The 21,661-nt window shown below is 50.1% G+C and carries 17 protein-coding genes and 1 pseudogene; 9 read left to right on the top strand and 9 right to left on the bottom strand.

Going from position 1 to position 21,661, the window contains the following annotated elements; translation table 11 throughout:
• Window positions 1-25: 25 nt before the first annotated feature.
• The 3 genes from AC0QH1_RS24805 to AC0QH1_RS24795 are packed head-to-tail and all read right to left on the bottom strand — an operon-like array spanning window position 26 to window position 5,886.
• Window positions 26-2,512: a CHASE2 domain-containing protein gene (locus AC0QH1_RS24805; protein WP_324634093.1), complete on the bottom strand. Its 2,487-nt coding sequence runs from the start codon at window positions 2,510-2,512 to the stop codon at window positions 26-28.
• Window positions 2,513-2,552: 40 nt separating this feature from the next.
• Entirely contained in the window at window positions 2,553-4,013 is a 1,461-nt protein-coding gene (locus AC0QH1_RS24800) for a DUF1822 family protein (RefSeq protein WP_324634092.1), read from the bottom strand.
• Window positions 4,003-5,886 (bottom strand): sigma-70 RNA polymerase sigma factor region 4 domain-containing protein, encoded by a 1,884-nt coding sequence (locus AC0QH1_RS24795; RefSeq protein ID WP_324634090.1) that lies wholly within the window; start codon window positions 5,884-5,886, stop codon window positions 4,003-4,005. The genes AC0QH1_RS24800 and AC0QH1_RS24795 overlap by 11 nt, the downstream gene beginning before the upstream one ends.
• Window positions 5,887-6,290: 404 nt before the next feature.
• Here AC0QH1_RS24795 and AC0QH1_RS24790 point away from each other — a divergent pair, with 404 nt between their 5' ends.
• A complete protein-coding gene (locus AC0QH1_RS24790; protein ID WP_324634088.1) occupies window positions 6,291-6,629 on the top strand; it encodes an NfeD family protein in 339 nt (112 codons plus the stop codon).
• Here the strand turns inward: AC0QH1_RS24790 and AC0QH1_RS24785 are convergent.
• From AC0QH1_RS24785 to AC0QH1_RS24775, 3 genes and pseudogenes are all read right to left on the bottom strand, one after another.
• Window positions 6,623-7,483, bottom strand: a pseudogene (locus AC0QH1_RS24785) (hypothetical protein). The gene AC0QH1_RS24790 and the pseudogene AC0QH1_RS24785 overlap by 7 nt on opposite strands.
• Before the next feature lie 153 nt (window positions 7,484-7,636).
• On the bottom strand, window positions 7,637-7,813 hold the full coding sequence (locus AC0QH1_RS24780; RefSeq protein ID WP_324634087.1) for a hypothetical protein: 177 nt from the start codon (window positions 7,811-7,813) through the stop codon (window positions 7,637-7,639).
• A 466-nt stretch (window positions 7,814-8,279) separates the two neighbouring features.
• The gene (locus AC0QH1_RS24775) at window positions 8,280-11,042 is read right to left on the bottom strand and encodes a response regulator (RefSeq protein WP_324634085.1); all 2,763 of its coding nucleotides are present in this window, start codon (window positions 11,040-11,042) and stop codon (window positions 8,280-8,282) included.
• Between the two features lie 765 nt (window positions 11,043-11,807).
• On the opposite strand from AC0QH1_RS24775, the gene AC0QH1_RS24770 reads away from it, so the two are divergent.
• Together AC0QH1_RS24770 and atpC are read left to right on the top strand one after the other, a co-directional pair.
• The gene (locus AC0QH1_RS24770; RefSeq protein ID WP_324634084.1) at window positions 11,808-11,963 is read left to right on the top strand and encodes a hypothetical protein; all 156 of its coding nucleotides are present in this window, start codon (window positions 11,808-11,810) and stop codon (window positions 11,961-11,963) included.
• Window positions 11,964-12,029: 66 nt separating this feature from the next.
• On the top strand, window positions 12,030-12,518 hold the full coding sequence (gene atpC, locus AC0QH1_RS24765) for an ATP synthase F1 subunit epsilon (protein ID WP_324634083.1): 489 nt from the start codon (window positions 12,030-12,032) through the stop codon (window positions 12,516-12,518).
• Window positions 12,519-12,705: 187 nt separating this feature from the next.
• Here atpC and ligA read toward each other — a convergent pair whose 3' ends face one another.
• The 3 genes from ligA to AC0QH1_RS24750 form a co-directional block, all read right to left on the bottom strand.
• Window positions 12,706-14,742 (bottom strand): NAD-dependent DNA ligase LigA, encoded by a 2,037-nt coding sequence (ligA, locus tag AC0QH1_RS24760; RefSeq protein ID WP_324634082.1) that lies wholly within the window; start codon window positions 14,740-14,742, stop codon window positions 12,706-12,708.
• A 168-nt stretch (window positions 14,743-14,910) separates the two neighbouring features.
• Complete coding sequence (locus AC0QH1_RS24755; RefSeq protein WP_324634081.1) at window positions 14,911-15,975, bottom strand: vWA domain-containing protein; 1,065 nt, start codon at window positions 15,973-15,975, stop codon at window positions 14,911-14,913.
• A gap of 337 nt (window positions 15,976-16,312) precedes the next feature.
• A complete protein-coding gene (locus AC0QH1_RS24750; protein ID WP_324634080.1) occupies window positions 16,313-16,792 on the bottom strand; it encodes a DUF4112 domain-containing protein in 480 nt (159 codons plus the stop codon).
• A 3-nt stretch (window positions 16,793-16,795) separates the two neighbouring features.
• Between AC0QH1_RS24750 and AC0QH1_RS24745 the strand changes: the two genes are divergently transcribed.
• The 6 genes from AC0QH1_RS24745 to AC0QH1_RS24720 all read left to right on the top strand — a co-directional run bounded on the left by AC0QH1_RS24745 (window position 16,796) and on the right by AC0QH1_RS24720 (window position 21,466).
• Window positions 16,796-16,921, top strand: coding sequence for a hypothetical protein (locus AC0QH1_RS24745; RefSeq protein ID WP_324634079.1), 126 nt, complete (start codon window positions 16,796-16,798; stop codon window positions 16,919-16,921).
• 32 nt (window positions 16,922-16,953) lie between these two features.
• Window positions 16,954-17,112, top strand: a complete 159-nt coding sequence (gene rd / locus AC0QH1_RS24740; RefSeq protein ID WP_324634077.1) for a rubredoxin — start codon at window positions 16,954-16,956, stop codon at window positions 17,110-17,112.
• A gap of 371 nt (window positions 17,113-17,483) precedes the next feature.
• Entirely contained in the window at window positions 17,484-18,365 is an 882-nt protein-coding gene (locus tag AC0QH1_RS24735) for an SDR family oxidoreductase (RefSeq protein WP_324634076.1), read from the top strand.
• Between the two features lie 199 nt (window positions 18,366-18,564).
• On the top strand, window positions 18,565-19,827 hold the full coding sequence (locus tag AC0QH1_RS24730; protein WP_324634074.1) for a BaiN/RdsA family NAD(P)/FAD-dependent oxidoreductase: 1,263 nt from the start codon (window positions 18,565-18,567) through the stop codon (window positions 19,825-19,827).
• An 81-nt stretch (window positions 19,828-19,908) separates the two neighbouring features.
• Entirely contained in the window at window positions 19,909-21,042 is a 1,134-nt protein-coding gene (locus AC0QH1_RS24725; RefSeq protein WP_324634073.1) for a glycosyltransferase, read from the top strand.
• Between the two features lie 37 nt (window positions 21,043-21,079).
• Entirely contained in the window at window positions 21,080-21,466 is a 387-nt protein-coding gene (locus AC0QH1_RS24720) for a hypothetical protein (RefSeq protein ID WP_324634071.1), read from the top strand.
• Window positions 21,467-21,661: the final 195 nt, after the last annotated feature.

Raw genomic sequence — 21,661 nt, 5'->3', positions numbered from 1 at the left:
TAGAAACACAAATCAGTGCATTAGTTTAATCAAACGACTTCAGCTTGAATAGGGTATATAAACTCAAGCAAAAGGTGGGGGTCAGGAGGGTTAAAATGGTTGGTATTAGTGGAATCCAGCCTCCTTGAGTTAAGGCAAACAAACAGACTCCATATAATATCAGAATAGCACCACTAATGGCTACCCATCGCTGTAAAGGTTGTTGAAAACGCCAGACGATCGTTCCACCAATAGATGACCATAATAATACCCAAAGTGCATTAACCCATTGAGGCCACCACCAAATCGAGGGTCGCTTATTTTTGCCCTTCAATTCCCCCTCAACGGTACTAAGGATCTGGCTCACTACATGGGCATGAATGTTTAACCCGCTAATTTTCCCATAAGGGGTAGAAAACGACTTCTGTAACGTTGGAGCGGTCATGCCAATCAAAACAACATTTCCTTCGATTCGAGATCGTTTAAACGAATGGCGTTGTTCCAACACATCTCGCACGGTAATTTGGTGAGCGATCTGATTCGGATCCGGAGTATGGCGATAACGAATCAGTATTTGATTGCCTTTAGCATATTCCCCCAAATTCTGGTATCCCCCACTGCGATTTGCGATCCGTTGAATCCCAACTGAGCCAAATTTTGAGTGGCTATGGGATAGGGTCACGTCAATAGAGTGATGATGTTGGAAATAACGCTCCACTACATGCCAAACTAAAGAATAAGGAGTATGACATTTCGTAGGCTCGGGAACTGGATTATCACTGCGATATAAGAGATAGCGACGTAAGCGATTGTCCAGGGCTAAATCACGATCGTCAAACACATCAATAAATCCCACTTGTCGCTCGCTATCCACCAGTCCTGGTAAAGGCTCTGTGCTACTGTCTAAGTCATTTCCGATAGAACAGACTAAAATCACATTTTTTGATGAAGTATTTATCTGAGTCAGGAAAGCGTTATGTTCGCCGGGATAATTTCTGTTTTCCACTGGACGATCGCGAATAATATTTAACCCAATTGCCGCAGGTTGATACTCATTGATTTTTTCTAAAACTTCTGCTAAAATAGCATCCGGTAAAGGGTGTCCATACAAGCTCAAATCCGTTTCATCGGCTCCCACAATTAAAAGCCTGCGATCTATGTCTTCCACGGGAAGCTGCCTCATTAAATGGTCAAAGGCTTGCAGTTCCCAGGTTTCAAGTTTTCCTTGCCATTGTGCGCTGAGGACAAACAGCCCGATCGCAAAACTCACAGCTAATGAGCGACCCAGTTTTCTCCATACAATTTTACGATCGCGAACTGAGGAACCAGTGAGTTCATCCGGCACTTGCTTTTCGCGATCGCGGAAAATAGTTCCGGCATCGCTTATCTCTATCGATTCGGGAATCAATACACTTCCCCTTTCCCTACCCCGCAACTCCTCCCATGTCGGCGGCACTTCAGCCGGATTCTGACAGACGATCGGCAACCCGGTACATCCCGGTAAATCGATAAATTCTTCTAAACATTTTTGCCCTTGCCTCACCGCCGTATATAAATACGCTCCCGATGCATATTCCTTCAAAAACTCTGTTAAAAAGCGCTGCGCTACCCGATCGGGCACGGGTTCTTTCATCACGATCGCGATCGGCAGGTGCAATCCCGCCAGCTTTTCCGCTAACCCCAATCCGTCGCAAGAATTAAAAATCGCTAATTGCAATCCCTGGCGAATCGCTTCCTTTAACGCCTCCTTAAACTGTCCGATTTCTAAACTTTCCCGTTCGTTGATATAAATGATTCCCTCATCGCCTTTGGTTTGACTGTGACCGGCAAAAAAGAAAATATCCCATCCTCTCTTATCTCGTAACTTCTGAATCACTTCTGCTGCCGAGGGTTGCTCCAACGGTTCTAACTCGACATTCGGCAGTTGCGCGATCGCCTGTTTATCCGGTGTCAAATCAATATTCTCGTTGTTGCCAAACACCGCCAAAATTCGCACGGCAGCACCTTGCTTTCCACTGCGAGCGATCGCGTCGGGTTTCTGATACTCCAGCAGACTAAACCCAATCCCCAAATCGGCATACTTTGACAATATATCCCACTCCAACCAAGGCATCTTCCATAATTTGGGATTGGCTTGGATCGTTATGCGAACGTTACCCCTATTTTCCGCCAAATCCTCAATCAATCTCTCTCTAATGTTTAGACATCCTGCATCAACTGTCTGCCGCAGCCACTCTTTCATATTTTTTTCTAGCAATTTGGCATATTCGCGACAAGCTTCTATATCGTATTCATTAGAAACATTAGAGGGTAAATCTGGATCGATTCCCCAATCCCTCCCTCTCTGACTTGTCAGACTGCGAAAGCTAGTTTGCCAATTGAAATAATATCCTTCCAAATGCGGATGCGGTGGAAGATAACCCGAGCGTTCTGCCAAAGGAAGACCGCCGCGCTCGTCCAAGACTTGTAACACAACGGGAAATCCGCTGTCAAAGTCACCCGCCACTATTTTTAAAACGATCGCCTTTCCCATAACTGTAGTTCCCTGCTAATTCGCTTAACTGCGGCATATGTTATGCGATAAACTCCTCGGTAGCGCTAACTTCATTCACTGAAACTCGCACCTTAAATCGAGTGCCCGAAGGCGGACTAAACCGCAATTGAATTAAGTTATCCTTTCCTTTTCCTTCCTCATCACTTCGACTTTCCACTTCTTTTTTCGTTTCTCCAGATTCCGAAAGTAGGCTCAATTTTAGATAGGGTGGCAATTTCCTTCCCGCGATTGGTTGCACTTGCAAAAACACGCCGAGTCGGTTATCATTTCTGGGCATAATGGCAACAATTAACGCAATCGAGTGACCCTCCAACTGCAATCCAAAATCCAGATACCTGGCTTTTCTAATTCCAGCTTGCGGATGCCCCGGACTGATTTTACCCAAACTCAGCGCCGCTTGCCAACGGGTTTCCTCCTCGCGAGCGGTATGCAACAATTGGGTTAACGCATCGATCGCCTCTGGATTGCCCACCCCTAGTTCTCCCAATACCCCCGCCGCATGGCGACGAGTCTGTTCTAATTCCTTGGGTTGCAGCAAGCGAATGACTGGTGCAATGGCGTCTACCACTTCGCTTTTCCCGCGCACCGCACTGGGTTCTGCTGGAGATACCAGCCACTCAAACTGTTGCCATCCATCTTCTAACGCATTCTTTCCCGAGTCAAGCACATTCTCTAACCATTCTCGCAACTTTACCGGCGAGGTATTTTCCACCTCCGCCGCTAATTTTCCCATGCGTCGATCGCACAGGTGTTGTCTGAGGCGATCGTCACTCAACAGGGCGGCCCATTTCTCAAAAGGCACCTGCAATTGCAAGCGCGGCGAATATACTGACGCATCTCCCAACTGCTCTAACCATTGTTTTACTTCGGTTTCCGATAACTGTGGTAAAGGTTTCACTACCTCGCGCACCTGAAGTCCTAACGCAATTTCCATTACCGTTAAGTCACGGGTTAACTCTGCAAGCGCTAGGGAATAACTGCGATGGTTTGCATCATAATTTCCTCGATTTTTCACCTGTCGGTGGGTGGCGAATCCCCATACTTTCATCCAACAGTCATCCTCTTCTCCTTCCACACTAACTGTCACTGCTAAATAATAATCTCCCATCCAGCTCGGATTGTCTACCCATTCCTGGGGTACGGTAAACAATTCGGGTTCCATTTCATCTGATGGAATCAGGATTAATCGCCTGTTACCCACTTGAATGGCAGTGCCATTATGGACGAGTTCTAAAACGCTCGGCACTCTTTCTTCCCCGGGCCAAATTGCGGGTCTGGGTAAATTTTCTTCCGCTGCCCATTCCTCCAGCCAAGGTAAGACTGTTTTAACACTCAGCCAGTTGAGATATCCATGATAGCGGGCGATCGCATTGGAATGGCTCTGAGCAAGCTGCCACCCTCGTTCTTGGTCTTCCGGTGCGATTTTCAACATTAACGAGTCATCAATCGGGTTAATTCTGCGATGGTTTCTAGCTCTCATTGTCTTGTCCTCCTTTACCTTGTTTATAGATGGCTATCAAGTTTCGCTCGACGATTTTATTAATTCTTTCCCGTTCTTTATTTCCAGTCAGGTTAATGTTTAGTTCCTCCAAAATCCACCGAACTAAATCCTCTTCTACCTGGCACCTTCCTTTCCAAAAAAGCTGGCTATCCTCTGATTCGCTAAGTCTCACCTCCCGCGCTAATTGTTCCGGTTTGGCATAATTTTGATAATGAATTTGCAAGCTGTTCTGAATTGGCAATGGCAGCTCCTGGACATGATGGATTAAGACTTGTTGAATGGACAGTTGGTAAACCTCATACAGCCATTGCTTGATATACTCTTTCATCCATTTATCTAGGTGCTTCAATAACGCATTATGCAACTGGGTTTCAATGCGGTTTAATTTCGCTTCGACTTCCTCTGGCGAGATTCCCAGGCGATCGCCTACCGCCCTGACATCGAGTTGCTCTCCGTAGCACAGGGACAATAACTCTCGTTCTGAGGCTGTAATCTCTTTGAGCGCTTCGACTAAAGCCGCTTGAATGATATCCGCACGGTTGGGAGCTGGAAAATATTTCTGCAACCACTCCCTAACATAGGGCAAAACCCATTCCTCGGGCTGACTAATCTCGGTTAAAGCGTTCAGCAATTGAGTTTTATAGTAACTCAGCTTTCGACTGACTTGATATTGTTTTAGGTTGCATAAAGCAGCAATCTGCGTTTGGGTCAAGCCGAATCCGTAGGTGAGGGGAAGCAGGTTCGTTTCATCGATGAACCACCGACCATTTTCCACTTGCAGTTCGATAACATTTTTACAGTTTCTCAGCTCGGTTTCCAACCGTTCGCTAATTCCTTTCGCTTCATTCAAGTAACCTCCCTTAAATTGACCCTCTCCCACTATGTTAATAAAATAGTCTTCGCTTTCCGTTTCCGGAGCTGCAAATTCTCTGCCTTTTTCTCGAAGCACGTCAAGAGACCAACATTCTTTTGTTAACTTTTTGGTGGTTTTTAAGGCTTCAAAACAGGTTTCCATCCAGGCTTTCATCTGCTCGCCAGTGACGGGATTGGGATTGGCGGCTACTTCAGGGGGTGCGGAAGGCAGTAGTCTTTCCGCATTGTAGCAATTTGCCGTTTCGCCAAAGTCTTCCGGTTGGGGCACGGGCCAAATTTCTCCCGGCTTTCTGTGTGGACTTTTCACCCGGTTAAATAAATACACTTGGTGGAAATACTTTCGCGCAAAAATAATCTGCGAAATTTCCGGCTCTTGACATCCGAATCTCCCTAAGGCATCGATTAATTTATACTGCGGCGTTTGACAGACTAACCGCCAGTAAGAATACCGACCCACTGAGGCTTCGCTTTTAATCGTTCTGATTAAAACTTCTTGCAAATAGGTGGATAATTTAGCGTCTCCTTTGGCTTGATATTGACTTAAAATACTTGCCAATTTTTCCTCGTCATGGACTAGGATTCTGGCAATATCGAACGCATCTTGCCATAAAAGTTGGCCATGTTTGTTGACGATCCATTTGGCAGCTTTGTCACAAATGAGTTCGTAGTAACTGGCTAAATGTTGCAACGCGAGTTGCTCGCGATTGGTGGGTTCCCAGGGTTGGGGGGGTGGCGGATTCAGGGCGAGGTCGATCCAAAACGCTTCTAAGGCGCTTTCTCGCCGATCGCCCAAGCGCGCGAAGTTCGGATCCCGCGCCGCATATAACTGAAAGTTGCGCCTCAAACGCGGTTGGGTAATCCATTGCAACACTACACGCCCCTGCTGCGTATCCACCATCAGACAGGTGGAAAATCGCTCGGCGTTATTCAAACGCTTGGGTGGCGTTGGGATGCGATCGCGGTGAAAAGGATTGAACATTCTCGTTCTCCTTTAGACAACAAAGTGAGCCGCTGGAAAGCGCTTTTTCAGGAGCCTATGACTTTAGTAGGACACTCCGTCGCCAATTATGCAAGGGTGCTGCTGATTTTTTTTGACTCTACCAGACTCCCCCCGCGATCGCTACGGGGGTCATTCCCCCTTTTTTGTTAGTGATTGTTAATCTGTTGTCCTAGTTTGAGGAAAAATCGCTCTGGCGCTGCATATTTGCGGGAGGGCAATGCCACTAACGCTATAGTCGGGCGATCGCCTGTGCTTCTGTGCCAGATCGTACAAAAAATACGACCAACACCCTGGTCAAGAACACTGGCGGATTTCTCCCAAGAGAAAGCACAAACACAGGACCCTCGCTCGCATCGGAGTGCTACTGGGGAGGACAGCATCAGATGAAGTCAAATCCATTCCAGATAATTTTTGGCGGACTTTTCTCAAAAGGGGAAAAAGTTAGGGATAACACAGGTGTTCCCCCCGCCTCGGGGGTCAATCGAGAGGCGTTAGAAAACCGAGCGATCGTAGACGAAGCCATTGTACCGCATTTCGGTGGGCGGGTACGATTTCACAACTCTTGGTGGCCCGCCTTGTGTCAGCAAAATATTACCTTGCTTCCCGGGGAAATCCTGTATGTGGTGGGACGCTACAATATCGTTTTATTGGTCGAACCGGCATCCTCCCTCAAAACTGTTGTAGAGTCTTCGGGAGGGAAAGAGCCGGGGTTTTATTACTGACATAGAATCGGCGTTGGAAGAGTGGTGGCGATCGCCACTGCTGAAGCGATCGCCTTAGCTTCAGCTTCTTGGGTGGCCAAATCCACTTGCAATTGCCCTTGAATTTGTGCGGCTTGGGCTTTGGCGCGGGCTTCAGCGGTAGCTTGTCCCGCAGAGGCGATCGCCACATTTTCTGCTTCTAATGCTAACAGATTGCGCCGTTTTGCTTCCGCAGCTCCTTTGTCTACAATTGCCTGTCGTTCCAGTCGCGCTTGGGCTTCTTGGGCGATGCGTTCGGCATCGTGGCGGGCGGCGGCTTCTTGGGCATCGGTGGTAATTTGAATAGCCAATTGTACCGACTTTTGCAGGCTTTTTAGAGTTTCTTCATCCACCGGTTCCACGGATTGGATGTCGATGTTGGTCATCACCAAATTATTCGCCGGAAACCGGAACGCTTCGCGAATCCGTCCCTGTTCATCTAACCCAAACACTGCTTAACGAATGATGCGGGCTGAATTGCGGTGAAATTCGTCAAATTGCACCCCGGCGGCCCCGACAAAATCCGGCACTTGAAACAATTTGCCGGCTTGTTCTTCGTTGGTGCGATCGACATCAAAATGCCAATTATAAGATAACTGCAATTGCAGCCGCGCGTGGTCCGAAGTTTCCACGGTGAAGATATCCGTCATAAAATCCGGCCCTAAAAATAAAGCGAGGGCTTTAATCGCATTGGGACGTTTGGGCTTATCTCCGGATAAACTTAAAATCGTAAACGCTTCATCCGGACCTAACATGACTAAATCCGGTTTGAATACCGTGCGCGCGGTGCGTTCTTTGTAATCGTGGAGAATCGGCGATCGGTTCCCCGTTTTCATCGCGCATCCACAATTGCCGGTTGCGGTTTTAATATAGCTAGTCTAAATGATTCATGCAATTGATATGGCAGTGCGAGCTTCCAGCTCGCTTGTCAGTGTAGGGAGCGAGACGCTCCCACTCCCGTTAAGAATTGTACAACTGATTTAGACCTGCTATAGCAGTCGTTCTCCATCGCGCAGGGTAACGGTTTGCGGTCCGACTTCCAACCGGGTAATCCCCGTGTTGTTGTCTAAAACATGAATGTAATGTTGCGGTTTGAGGCGAATGACGCCACTGGCGAGTTCCGAACTCGCTGTCGGATTGTCGAGGTTTTTATCTGCTTTGGTCATGGAAAATACCCGCTCTTGAGAGGATAATTTAGGTGGAATACTTCTACTATAAACAATGCATTCTCTGGGTTGGGGATAGAGGCGCGCGATCGCCGGGGTAGGAAACCCGGAGGGGTTGAATGCGGTGGTTTGAAAAGCCGAGAATTATCCACCCGGAAAAGCGGAGTTTCAGAAGTGGGGAATCGGGGAATATGGGGTGCAAAAAAGGGTGGATAAGCGCGAGACAATTGCCACTGAATTGAGGCGGTACTTTTAGCCCGGGGGAAAGCAATGAAGCACTTCGCGATTCGCGGATTTGCAAGCCTTTATCGGCGATCGCAAGCTGTGGGATGATAAGCAAGGGTACAAACCTTCGCAGTCGCATTTATTGGGGGGAGAGGCGGTAGCTCTGGAGGGACGTTCCTCCCAGGGGGGACCGAGTTAAGTGAGAAACCGAGGGTGGGCAATGCCCTGCCGCGATTCTCACTTAACGAGCCACAATCCGATCGCGGCCTTCTTCCTTGGCGCGATACAGGGCGTCATCGGCACAGCGATAAAGGGCTTCCAATTTTATCCCATCCTCGGGATATTCAGCTACGCCGGCACTGAAGGTCACTTGCCAGTTTCCTTCCGGAACCGGGATTGCCGATTCTTGGTGCATGATATCGAGCAACTCGCTCAGACGCTTCATTCCATTGATTTTCGTCATCCCGTACATCCCGACGACGAACTCGTCGCCGCCCCAGCGGGCGACCACATCTTCACTGCGGAAGGTGCGTAATAACAGTTTGCCAAAATGACGCAACATAGTATCCCCGGTGGCATGACCGTAGCGATCGTTCACCCATTTGAAGCGATCGAGATCCAAAATCGCCAAACACATGGGTTGGTCGTGAGTGGCAGCTTGCTTGAGAAACTTCTCTAACTCTTGGGTAGACTTGCGACGGTTGGCCACGCCAGTCAGGGCATCGGTTTCGGCCATATTTCGCAATAACTGCACTCGTTCTAAGCGATTGAGAATCCGATTCACCAATTCCGGCCCGACGATCGGTTTGCTGACGTAATCATCGGCCCCGGCGGCGAACACTCGATGCACGGTATTCGGATCCCGGTGTCCGGTGAGAAATAGCACCGGCAGTCCGCTCCAGCGCGGGTCGTTGCGAACTACCTGACATAGTTCGATGCCGCTGATGTGAGGCATTTCCACATCCAGCACCAGCAAGTCGGGCATGGTGTGTTCCAGGGTTTCCCAGAAGCGATGGGGGTCGGAAAGGGGGAGGGATTTGAGACCCCAAGGCTCGAGAAAGGTTCGCACTAGGGAAAGCACCTGCAGGTCATCGTCTACCACCATAATTTTCGCCTCGGTGTTGTGGGCGCGTTGCAGAACCTGAGTGACTACCTCCATAATGCGCTCGGGGCGCAGGGGTTTTTGCAAAAAGGCGCGTCCGCCGAGTCGGGCGACTTCTAAGCGCTCTTCTACGCTGCTGCGATCGGTTAAAACCACCACGGGAATGGGGGGGAAGCGGTTGGCGAGTTCGGCGAGGAAATCTAATGCTTCTTGATGGGGGCGTTTGCCGTCTGTTTCTGGGGCGGGGACATCGAGGTCTAAAATCACTACCTCGGGCCGCCGATCGCCGATCGCCGCTCTGGCCCTGGCAATTGTATTGGCGACGATTCCGTGCATTCCCCACTGCTGGGTTTCTGCTGTCAGGCGAGACCCTTGCTCTGGGTCTCCATCTACCAGCAACAGCATCGGTTTGTCTTCCGCAACCCCCACGGATGCAGTCTGCTTTGGAGAGGGACTGCGCTCGAGCTGGCTGCGAAGTTCTACTACTAATTTCGATAAATGCAACCCGTCTTCACACTCCAAGGGGCGATCGCGCAATAACTGCTCCACTTCTTTGGCAATTTCTGAACCTTTGGAAAACCCGAAGGTCCCTAGGGATCCGGCTAGTTTGTGGGCTTCTCTTTGCGCTTTGGCGTGCAAGTCTGAGTTGAGTTCGCCGCTTTTGAGGGCATTGCTGGCTTGCTCTAGGGTGGTGACGCGATCGCCGATCCGGTCTTTGAACCGCTCCCAAACTTTCCCTACGGCGGCTAAGGTGGCTTCCTCAGAGGAACCGTCTTCTCGCGTACTCAGGGGCAATTCCAGGATTTTGGCCACTTGGCGCGCTAGTTCTACGCGATCGATGGGATGAACTAAGACGCAGGTTGCATGAGTCACGCGATCGCTGGCTCCGTTTCCGGCAGTTTTTCCCTTCCCTTTTCCGTTGAAGCGCTCCCCATTTCCCGTCTGTTCCCCTTTCTCCACACACCAAATCGTCGGCAGTTCGTGTTTGCCTTTTCTCATGCTGGCTACCTGGCGCAGCACTTCCACCCCTGCCGGTTCTTTTAACTGCACGTCTACGATTAACAGCGACCAACTCTGGGGCGCGGCGCTGATTTCTTGCAGGGTCTCTTCTCCGGTATGGGTGACTCGCACCGAGACTTTCCCCAGTCGCTGCTGTAACCAAAAACCCAATTCTTCTGGCAATCCCGCCATGAGAATCTTGGGCGGTTCGCGGTATTTGTCCTCGGAACTGAGGGGTTTGAGCCGATATCCAATCCCATACACGGTTTCGATTAAGTCCGCAGGCGCGCCTGCGGCTTTCAATTTCTGTCGCAAGCCTTTGATATGCGCCCGAATCGTGTCTTCTGCAGGGGGTTCGTCAAAAGACCACAGGTGATCGAGGATGGCACTGCGGCTATAAACTCGGTTGCTGTTTCGCAAAAAGAGTTCGAGCAAGCGATATTCGGTGGGGGTCAGGGTGACGGGTTTGCTGGCATAGGTGACGTCGCAGGTGTTGGGGTTCAGTTGCAGTTGTCCCCGCTCTAGTATCGCGGATAAGGGGGCATTTCCTCGCCGCAATAAGGCGCGAATTCTTGCGGTTAATTCGGGAATGTCGAAGGGTTTGACCAGATAATCATCTGCCCCGGCATCGAGTCCTTTAACTTTGTCTTCGGTGGTGTCTTTTGCGGTGAGCAATAAAATCGGCATCTGATAGCCGGAGTTTCGTAGCTTGCCACACAAACTGATACCATCGAGCTTGGGTAGCATGACGTCGAGCAGAATCAAGTCGTAGCCAAAGGCTTCGACCAGTTCTAACCCTTCTTGTCCGTCGGTGGCGATGTCTACAACATAGTTTTGCTCTCGGAGTGTGGCGACTAACGCTTGCGCGATCGGCTCGTCATCCTCCACCAGTAAAATTCTCATGGCGGCTGTTTCACCTGCTTGCGTCGAATATCCTCAGTTGTTAAATCGGTTGTCTTCTAAAGGTTAGTTTTTTCATAAGGTCTCCATGAAAACAGGGTTTCACTTCTGTTTTTCGATCGGGTTTCTTGACTTGCCATTTCCGACAAGCTCATCTCGATCCTAAACGACAAAAACCACAGATGGTGAATCTCAGGGCGAAAAATCTATCCGAAGTATCAGAGATGCGATCGCTTCGATTCGGTTGCCCGATCGCAATCTCTCCCTGGCCGCAACGTTCACGGACACAGGGTTTCTGCCCCTACTCAGCCGCCTCGATTCCCCCCATCGGCCAGTGCTTTTCCCTTGATTTTTTTCCCAGATGCACCCGGTGGACTTTTTCTATTTTACCTCTGGTTTGTGCTGAAATTTTCCGGCCTTTCTTTGCTTTGGGTCTATCCCGATCGCCCTTAATATTTTTTAACAAGCTGCCGCTCGCTTTTTTGTGGTGCGGTTACTTGTTTTAAAAAAAAGCAACTAACCATAATATCATAAAACGTGAAAGGTGTAGATTGCGAATCGTAAAAAATTTGACGGCTCGGTTAACATATTTTTAAACAAATCTCCCCCGGGCTCACTGTCGGGATCCAGGGATGTCTGGGGGACCCCACCGGTTTTTCTCGTGAACACAATGCAATTTATTCTCCCAAGGCCCCGGCGTCAGCCGCCGATGTTTCTGCAATCCCTGCAATCTGCAACTCTCAAGTTAATGATGGGTAATGATTTTAGATGATGAATCGGCAATCAGCAAGGGAAAAATGGCGAGGCGATTGCGCGATCGCGGGTGGGATGCCTACGCCAGTGCGGGCGATCGGGGGGAAAGGCGCGATCGGGTGGGGGAGGGGGAAGTCTCACGAGAAAAAGGAACCCACAGCAGTGCTATAATTTCACAGTTTAAGATTTGCATGGTGAATTCATGTTGAATGTAACATCGAAAAATCTAAAATTGCTATGACTTTGAACCTTCATGTCGTCACGCCCACAAAAGTCGTCTGGGATGCGCCCACCCCCGAAATCATTTTGCCCACCACTAACGGTCAAATTGGCATCCTCCCGGGTCATGTATCGATTGTAACATTTCTCCAAGTCGGGGTGATACGGGTGCGGTTTGAAAAAGATTGGCTTCCGATATTCGTGATGGGAGGATTTGCCGAAGTTGAAGCAGACGAAGTGACGGTGGTGGTCAATGGCGCAGAACGCGGAGACGAAATCGATTGTGCGATGGCGGATAGTGCTTTAGAAACTGCCCGGGAAAGTTTGCACAGCGCCCAGAGTCGTCCGGAAAAAACCCGCGCCCAACAAGCGATCGCCCGGGCGCGGGCGCGGGCGATCGCGGCCCATGACTTCCCTCAGCAATTAATCGGTCGGGTACCCGTGGGAACCGGTTCGACCCGGAAAAATCCCAAAGTTTCGGCGATGAAGACCATCGAAAAGCTGTAACCCAATCCAAGAGGCATTAAAATCAGCCAGCGTCGGGTGCATAAACCCCCCAATTCGGTTGTGCAATTCTCCCACCGAGGGGATACAAGCACCCGACGTGGGCTTGCCGAATCAGTAAATATGCGGTAAAAAAACCCGGTTTCTCACCACTACTAACCGGATCCCCGAGTTTCCCAGGGGTTTGCAACTATTGCTCCAACAATGCCAATAACTGCGCTTCTCCCAATTGCGCGATTCCCAAATCTTGGGCTTTTTTCAACTTAGAGCCGGCATCTTCTCCCACCACCAAATAATCGGTTTTAGAACTCACGGAACTCGTCACCTTTCCCCCGGCATTTTCAATCAAAGATTTTGCGTCATTGCGCGTCAAGGTAGGCAAAGTGCCGGTGAGGACAAAGGTTTTCCCGGCGAAGGTTTGGGCGGGTTTTTCTGCGGCAGATTGTGGGGAACTGGGGGCAGCAGAGAATTGCAATCCTGCCGCTTTTAATCGCTGGATTAACGTTTGGTTTGCCGGGACTTGGAACCATTGCGCCACAGAATCGGCAATTTCCGCACCGATGCCATAAACTGCTTCGATTTGCGCCGGGGATGCGGCGGACAATTGCTCCACATCGGGGAATTTTTCTGTCAGCAATTGGGCGTTGACGCTGCCTACATGGCGAATGCCCAATCCGTATAATACCCGCGCCCAGGGTTTGGTTTTGGATTTTTCCAGTTCCTGGAGCAAGTTGTGGGCGGATTTCCGGCCAAATCGCTCTAAGGCAGAGAGTTTATCTATCGTGAGGTCGTATAAATCCGCTACGGACTGCACGAATTGGCGATCGACCATTTGCTGGACCAGCTTTTCCCCCAATCCGTTAATATCTAAAGCATCGCGACTGCCCCAGTGGACGAGAGACCCGCGCAAAATGGCGGGACAAGAGGCGTTGATACAGCGCGCCACTGCCTCACTTGCGGGTTTGACCGTGGGTTGACCGCATTCCGGGCAGTGGGTGGGCATGCGGAAGGGTTGGGCATTGTCCGGGCGCAATTCCGGCAGGATTCGCACCACTTCCGGGATGATTTCACCGGCTTTGCGAACGATCGCCGTATCGCCGATATGCAAATCTAACTGAGCAATGCGATCGCCGTTATGCAGGGAGGCGCGCGACACGGTAGTGCCCGCCAATTGCACCGGGGATAAATTGGCCACTGGGGTCAGCGCGCCGGTGCGTCCCACTTGCACGGTGACGGATTCCACCCGAGTGGGGGCTTCTTCGGCGGGATATTTGAGCGCGATCGCCCAGCGGGGGGATTTTTGCGTAAATCCCAGTTGTTTTTGCAGGGTCACACTGTTGAGTTTCACCACCACCCCATCAGTCATGTAGGGTAAATCCACCCGTTGCTTGTCCCAATACTGGTAATATGCCTTCACTTCATCGAGCGATCGGCACAATGTCCGGTGGGGATTGACTTTAAACCCCATGTTTTGCAATAATTCCAGAGACTCCCACTGAGTCTGCGCCACCTGGATATCCTCCACATCCGGCACCTGCAAGGTATAGGCAAAGAAATCCAACCGCCGCTGTGCGACAATGCGTGAATCTAGCTGGCGCAGAGTGCCCGCCGCCGCATTGCGCGGATTGGCAAATGCTGCCTCATGCGATCGCGATCGTTCTTCATTAATCCGCTCAAACACATCCAGCGCCAAAAATGCCTCCCCGCGCACCTCCACCACTGGCGGCAGATTCTCGCCCTTCAACCGCAAGGGAATCGAGCGAATCGTCTTCACATTTTGCGTAATCTCCTCCCCCGTCACCCCATCGCCCCGCGTCGCCCCGCGCACCAACAGGCCATTTTCATAAGTGAGCGCCAATGCCGACCCATCGATTTTCAATTCGCACACATACTCAAATTCCTCTCGCGGTGCAATCCGCTGCCATTTTGACTCCCATTGGGCAAATTCTTCCAAATCAAAGGCATTGTCCAAACTGTACAGCGCAATATTATGCTTTACCGTAGCAAATTGCGTCGCCGGCTTTTCCCCCACCCGCTGCGTCGGACTATCCGGCGCAATCAGTTCCGGATATTGATTTTCTAGCTCTTGTAATTCCCGATAAAGCTTATCGTAAACCGCATCCTCCATTATCGGATTGTCGAGGACGTAATAGGCATAACTAGCTTGTTGTAGCTGTTGGCGCAGTTGCTTGGCGCGCTGTTTAATTTCTGCTGTCGATTCTGGCAAGGGACAAGTCTCCTTTTCCTCTGTTATCCAGTTAAGAATTATAGCCGCTTTTCATCCCAGTTTGGGGATGAGCTGCCCCACCCCCAATGCCGGATATTTTATCAGAGTTTTATGCTCTCGTTCCCAGCACTATCCTGGTAATAAGTCAAAAAACCTGTGATTGTTTAATTACTTGTCCCAGTCTTCTACTTCGTAGAGAAACCGCGTGCCCGCCATCAATTTGCGATTGTAAGAGGTACTTTGCACGAACACTGCATACTGTTCCAAGTTGGCGGGTTTTATCCGCACGGTTTCCCCTTTTGGCAATCCCAGCATTTCCCGCGCTGCTTCGCCGGCAAATAAATCTCCGGTTTTGCGATCCATCAATATGACTTCTTTTTTACCTTGGATAGTTTCGGTTTTTGTGAATTCGTAAAAGCCGCGTCCGCGCTTGAAAATTAGGCCATTTTCTTGGACGAATCCTTTAATCGCACAGGTTTTATCTACTTCGAGAACCTGGAATCGTCCCGGAGGAACCGCACGCAAATCGGCAGCTTCCTCATACACTGCTACCTCGCGATTCATCATGGAATTAAACATTTTGTTTAATCCGCGACTCATGCGCCCTTGGGAGGCAACTTCTTTTTCATATGCTTGCAGTTGTTCGTCGGAGGATTGCTGGTAGCAGACAGCAAAAAATAGGTCAGTGATGTAGGAAAACTGGTCTAAACTAATGTGAAAGCCACCAGAGCGATCGGCGAGTTCTTGATAAAACGGCGTAGCATGAGAGCGGTTCAGCGCTTGCACCCCATAAACGGGAATTTCCATCGCTGCTAATTTGTCTAATTCTTTGCGCCAATTCAATTTTTCAGGGGTTTGGGCCGGCGCATGGGGAATCGAATCCCCAATCATTACCACGGTTTTCGTACTATCGGGAAGCCAAGATAGGGATCGCGCTTCATGCAAGACTAATTCATAACATTCCGGGGCATCGCCGCCGTAAGTTGCCTCAACATTTTGCACGAAGTGGCAAATTTTATCCAGATCTCCGGAAAAATCTAAGGTTTTCGTGACGTAGGTTTTGCCTGCATCGCAATAGTCTCCGTGGGCGATAATTCCAATACGAATTCCGGGGATTTCATCTAAAAGGCGCGTGACGGTGCTTTTGATTTTTTTGCGAACTTGCGTCAGGCAAGGATACATGCTGCCTGTGGTATCAAAACTGAACAAAACATCAATGGTTTTCATCGTCATTGATATACCTCCGGGGGATAAATTTATAACCCAATTGGCGTGCCACTAAAGCGTCGGTTTAGTAGTAGATAACAAGGCGAAGAAACATTCTATAACTCATTCGTTGCCCAGGCAAAGAGTGGGTATAGCCATCCGGTTTCTACCCGCTACCCTCCCAACGCTCTAGAATCAATATAACCGAGGTTGATTTTTTTGTCAACCCCGAAAGCGCCCTTGGCGGAGATTTATTACTTTGTCAGTACAAATTGCTAATTTTTTGCAAGCTATTGCTAGCCTGTAAGCCAAGCAAATCAGAAATTATGCGATTTTCAAACCTTGCAGAAAAAAGTTATTTTGCTCATTGAAATACCGCGCCGACGATGAGGCTGAGGATCCAGAGACCGAGGGCGACGATCGCCAGAACAGCCAGTATTAATCCCGCCAACAGCAAGAAGACGAACCATTTATCGGCGGGTTTGGCGGGGCGGGGGGAACCAAGGTGAGACTCCAACAGCTCCATATTTTTGAGATTGGCTTTCCAAGCAACATCAAACAAATCGCCGAGTACGGGAACTGTACCCACTAAGGTTTCCAAGAGAATGTTGTAGACCATTTGCAATAAACTGTTGCGCGGTACGCCCATTTGCGCCGCCGCAAAGACGATATACGCCGAAACTAGGGCACCGGCGATATCGCCCCCAGCAGGGAGGAGTCCCAGGAGGGGATCCAATCCGACCCGGTAGCGGGTTCCGGGGATGGTAATCGCGCTATCGAGGAGGCGAGACAGGGTACGAAGGCGGCGCAGATGGTTGGTGTTTGGGTCTCTGGGAGTGGTCATAGAGTGCAGCAGGGATTGGGTGAGTGTAAATCGTTCCCAATTATGACGGAAGATCCGGTGGATTGGATGGGGCGATCGCTGCTTTGGGGAGAGCAAAGCAAGATTGCGATCGCCTTTCCCTTAAAATAAGAGTCACGCCGAGATGAAAGTGGAGAGCGATCGTGAAAAAATATGTCTGTACCGTCTGTGGTTACGTTTACGACCCGGAAAAAGGAGATCCTGACGGCGGAATCGAACCCGGAACCGCCTTTGAAGATATTCCCGAGGATTGGGTGTGCCCGGTATGTGGTGTGGATAAAACCGATTTTGAACCACAGTAGGGATTTTTGTCATTTGTCCTTTGTCATTGGACATTTGTCATTGGACATTTGTCATTTGTCATTTGTCCTTTGAAGGAGTACCAATGACCTGTTACCAGATGACCAATGACCAATATGACCAATGACCAATATAACCAATATGACCAATGACACTTGACCAATGACAATTGACCAATGAGCCGCACGGGAATCGGTGCGTCACCCCCGTCGGGGATTGGTTGATTTGTGTGATAGGGTGGCGGGGGTGACGCACCCTACACCCCAAAACCAATGACCAATATGACCAATATGACCAATGACCAATATGACCAATATGACCAATGACCAATATGACCAATGACCAATGACAATTGACTAATAAAAATTGACGAATGACTAATAAACTGTTAATTACTGGTGCTAGCGGCTTTTTAGGATGGAATCTGGGTCAAAAAGCCAAACAAAACTGGCAGGTTTATGGGACTTATTTTTCCCTAAAACCGAGCAGCATTCCCGGGGTAAATTTGTTACAGGTTGACTTGAGGGATTTTGCGGCAATGAAGCGTTTGTTTGAAGAGATTAAACCGGATGCGGTGATTCATACGGCGGCCCAATCTCAACCGAATTTTTGTCAAGTTCATCCCCAGGAATCCCATAAAATCAATGTGAAGGCATCTTGCAATCTGGCGGGTCTTTGTGCCGATGCGGAGATTGCTTGCGTTTTTACTTCTACTGATTTGGTATTTAATGGGTTAAATCCGCCTTACAAAGAAACAGATCCGGTGTGTCCGGTGAGCATTTATGGCGAGCATAAAGTGATGGCGGAACAGGGAATGCGCGATCGCTATCCGAAAACGGTGGTTTGTCGGATGCCGTTAATGTTTGGTTATGGCGGGCCGGTGGCGAAAAGTTTCTTGCAACCGATGTTGCAAACCCTGCGGGAAGGAAAAGAACTGAGTTTGTTTGTGGATGAATTCCGCACCCCGGTCAGCGGGAAAGTGGGCGCAGAGGGGTTGTTATTAGCCCTAGAAAAAGCACCGGAATTGCTACATTTGGGCGGGAAAGAACGGGTGTCGCGCTATCAGTTTTTGGCGATAGCGGTGGAGGTGCTGCAACTGAGGGATGCTAACCTAAAAGAAGGTCGGCAAGCGGAAGTAAAAATGGCGGCACCACGGCCACCGGATGTGTCGTTGGATAGTTCAAAGGCGTTTGCATTGGGCTACAATCCGCCGGATTTGCGAGAACAGTTGCAGCAGTTTCGCTTTCAATTGTAGGGGTAAATAGCCACAGTGGGCGAGTTATTTGGCATGGTTACGGGGGGAGGCGGAGCCTCAAATAGGGCGTTCCCAGGCAGGAGTCTGGGAACGAGTTAAATGGATTCAAATGGGTTAGAATGAGTTAGAATGAGTTAGAATTATTTGGCATACTTATTTATCGTCAGGTGGAGTGTCAATTATCAAGCGTAAATCGGCCTTGAGGTCAGATAAATTGCGAGCGATCGTCGTCGGGGGAGGTGCGGCGGGATTTTTTGGTGCGATTACCTGCGCCCAAACCCATCCCGATGCGGAGGTGACGATATTGGAAGCGGGACGCGATCCGCTGAAGAAGGTCAGAATTTCCGGTGGGGGGCGCTGTAATGTGACGCATCATTGTTTTGAACCGGCGCTGTTAGTGCAAAATTATCCCCGAGGAGGAAAAGCGTTGCGCGGTGCTTTTTCGCGGTTTCAACCCCGGGATACGGTGGAGTGGTTTGAATCGCGGGGAGTGAAGCTGAAAACTGAGTCGGATGGGCGAATGTTTCCCATCACCGATGATTCGGAAACGATTGCGGGTTGTTTGATGGGGGAAGCAAAACAAGCGGGGGTGCAACTTCGCACGGGGGTGGCGGTGGTGGGGGCGATCGCACATCCTGCAAACTCCGGAACTGAGGGGGTTGAGGGGGGAAAGTTTGAAATTTTGTTAAAGTCTGGGGCAAAGTTGGAATGCGATCGCCTATTATTAACAACGGGAAGTCATCCCCTCGGGTATCGAATTGCCAAGTCCCTGGGACACCAAATCGAACCGCCGGTACCGTCTTTGTTTACGTTTAATCTGGAGGGCGATCGCCTAAAGGATTTAGCGGGAATTTCGGTGGCGAATGCGATCGTGCAATTACCCGAGGCCAAATTACAGCAAACTGGTCCTGTGTTAATTACCCATTGGGGACTGAGCGGTCCTGCAGCGCTCAAACTTTCTGCATGGGGGGCGAGATATTTGTCCGCACAAAAGTATCGCGCCCCATTAACAATAAATTGGGTACCGCAATATAACCCGGAAACCGCGCGGGCCGAGTTGCTACAGTTAAAGTCTGCTGCGCCAAAATCGGCGATCGCCAAGTGTAACTGCTTTGCCCTTCCGCGCCGCCTTTGGGAACGATTGCTCGCCACGGTGGCGATCGACCCCCAAACCCGTTGTGCGGAAATTTCCAAAAAAGCGTTTAATCGCTTGGTGGAAGAATTAACGCGGGGACGCTATCAAATTACGGGGAAAGGGGTGTTTAAAGAAGAATTCGTCACCTGCGGCGGTGTCAAACTCAAAGAAGTGAATTTTAAAACAATGGAAAGTCGGTGCTGTCCCGGTCTTTATTTTGCTGGAGAAATCCTGGATATTGACGGGGTAACGGGAGGGTTTAATTTCCAAAGTGCTTGGACCACCAGTTGGTTGGCGGGTCAGGCGATGGGAAAATCCGCAGGGTGAAGCTGTTGCAAGGGGATGATCTTTTTGGGAAAAAATTAGGGGGCGATCGCCAAGATTATCGGTTAAAAATGGGAGCAAAACGTGGCAGGTAAAACCCAACATATCTTCGTGTTTTTAGAAATTTTTTCCCGGGAAGGGGGAATTCAGTCTTATGTGAAAGATATTCTGCAAGCTTACGGGCAAATTGCCTCGAAAAATCAGATGAAGGCGCAGGTGTTGCTATTGCGCGACGATCCGGAGTGCGATAATCCATTTGCCGATAATGAGGCGTTTGAATTTCATTATCTCAAAACCCTACCGCCGTGGCGGGGGCGCTGGCGTCTGGCGATGACATTACTGGCGCTGTTGGTGCAGCGGCGTCCTCAATGGGTGTTTTGCGGTCATATTAATTTAGGGCCGTTGGTACAACTGTTGTGCAAACCCCTCGGAATTCCCTACACGGTGTTGACCTACGGGAAGGAAGTGTGGGAACCGTTAGACCCTAGGGCGCAAAAGTCGCTGCAGAAGGCGGATCGGATTTGGACGATCAGTCGGTACAGTCGCGATCGCGCTTGTGAGGAGAATGGATTGGATCGGAAACAGTTTGCCTTGCTCCCTTGCGCGGTGAATGGAACCCTATTTACCCCCGGTCCGAAACCGCCGGAGTTAGTGGAACGGTATGGGTTGGCGGATTCCCGGGTGTTGATGACCGTGGCACGTCTGTGGCCCGGGGATATTTATAAAGGGGTGGATGTCACCATTCGGGCTTTGCCAATTATAGCACAAGCGATTCCCAATGTCAAGTATTTGGCTATCGGACGGGGGGAAGATCGCCCGCGATTGGAGCAACTGGCGCGAGAGTTGGGGGTGAGCGATCGGGTGGTCTTTGCCGGGTTCGTGCCGGCGGAGGAATTAAGCGCACATTATCGGGTTGCCGATGCCTATATCATGCCCTCTCAAGAAGGGTTTGGCATCGTGTACATGGAAGCGATGGCCACGGGAAAACCGGTGCTGTCTGGGGATAGGGATGGATCGGCAGATCCCCTGCAAGATGGCAGGTTGGGTTGGCGAGTGCCCCATCGCGACCCGGAGGCGGTGGCGAAAGCTTGCATCGAAATCCTCAAAGGCGAGGACAAGCGCTGTGACGGGGAGTGGTTGCGTCAAGAGACGTTGGCGGCATTTGGTACGGATGCCTTCACTCACCGCCTCCAACAATTACTCGCGGTTTCTGAGTAGTATGGAAGTGTTGGATAATATGACACAGGAGTAAATCGTGAATCAAGGAACGACTAAAAATTTTATGTTTGCCCTTTCGGAATTGAGCCGATGGGTGGTGCCACTGTTAATCGTGTGGTTGTTGGTGTCGATTGGTTTGGGATGGGTCGTTAAGTCGATTTTGATTATACTCGCATTAATAGCGATCGCGCCAGTGGTGGCATTTGTTGGCTTGCGCTGGTGGCTGAAGCGCAATATCATTATCGATCGCTGTCCGGTTTGCAGTTATGAAATTACCGGTTTGAATCAAACTCAGTTTCAATGTCCCAGTTGTGGGGAACCGCTGAAGGGAGCACAAGACCATTTCGAACGGTTGACGCCGCCGGGAACCATTGAGGTGGACGCGGTTGAGGTTTCGCCAAAAACCTTTGAGGGGTCGCGTTAAATGCCAGTCAGTCACTTGTGGCGATCGCCCCTAGAGGTGCGATCGCCACTGTGTCTTGTGGGTGAACCCCCTGGCGCGCTTACAACTGTTCCGGATCCATGCCTCGCGCGCGCAGTCTCTCGATGAGAGCCTGATAGCGCTGCTGTTCTTCTTGCAGTTGCGCCTCTGCTCGTTCGGCGCGTTGGCGCTCTTGTT

This window comes from Phormidium sp. CCY1219 (genome assembly GCF_055795085.1).
The sequence above is the reverse complement of the archived record's forward strand: the minus strand, read 5'-3'. Positions and strand labels throughout refer to the sequence as shown.

Excerpts from the sequence above, each read along its gene's own strand:
- AC0QH1_RS24790 (WP_324634088.1), top strand. The coding sequence starts at position 6,291 with ATGAAGTCAAATCCATTCCAGATAATTTTTGGCGGACTTTTCTCAAAA.
- AC0QH1_RS24805 (WP_324634093.1), bottom strand. The coding sequence starts at position 2,512 with ATGGGAAAGGCGATCGTTTTAAAAATAGTGGCGGGTGACTTTGACAGC.
- AC0QH1_RS24750 (WP_324634080.1), bottom strand. The coding sequence starts at position 16,792 with ATGACCACTCCCAGAGACCCAAACACCAACCATCTGCGCCGCCTTCGT.
- AC0QH1_RS24775 (WP_324634085.1), bottom strand. The coding sequence starts at position 11,042 with ATGAGAATTTTACTGGTGGAGGATGACGAGCCGATCGCGCAAGCGTTA.
- AC0QH1_RS24770 (WP_324634084.1), top strand. The coding sequence starts at position 11,808 with ATGATGAATCGGCAATCAGCAAGGGAAAAATGGCGAGGCGATTGCGCG.
- atpC (WP_324634083.1), top strand. The coding sequence starts at position 12,030 with ATGACTTTGAACCTTCATGTCGTCACGCCCACAAAAGTCGTCTGGGAT.
- AC0QH1_RS24780 (WP_324634087.1), bottom strand. The coding sequence starts at position 7,813 with ATGACCAAAGCAGATAAAAACCTCGACAATCCGACAGCGAGTTCGGAA.
- AC0QH1_RS24795 (WP_324634090.1), bottom strand. The coding sequence starts at position 5,886 with ATGTTCAATCCTTTTCACCGCGATCGCATCCCAACGCCACCCAAGCGT.
- AC0QH1_RS24735 (WP_324634076.1), top strand. The coding sequence starts at position 17,484 with ATGACTAATAAACTGTTAATTACTGGTGCTAGCGGCTTTTTAGGATGG.
- AC0QH1_RS24755 (WP_324634081.1), bottom strand. The coding sequence starts at position 15,975 with ATGACGATGAAAACCATTGATGTTTTGTTCAGTTTTGATACCACAGGC.
- AC0QH1_RS24800 (WP_324634092.1), bottom strand. The coding sequence starts at position 4,013 with ATGAGAGCTAGAAACCATCGCAGAATTAACCCGATTGATGACTCGTTA.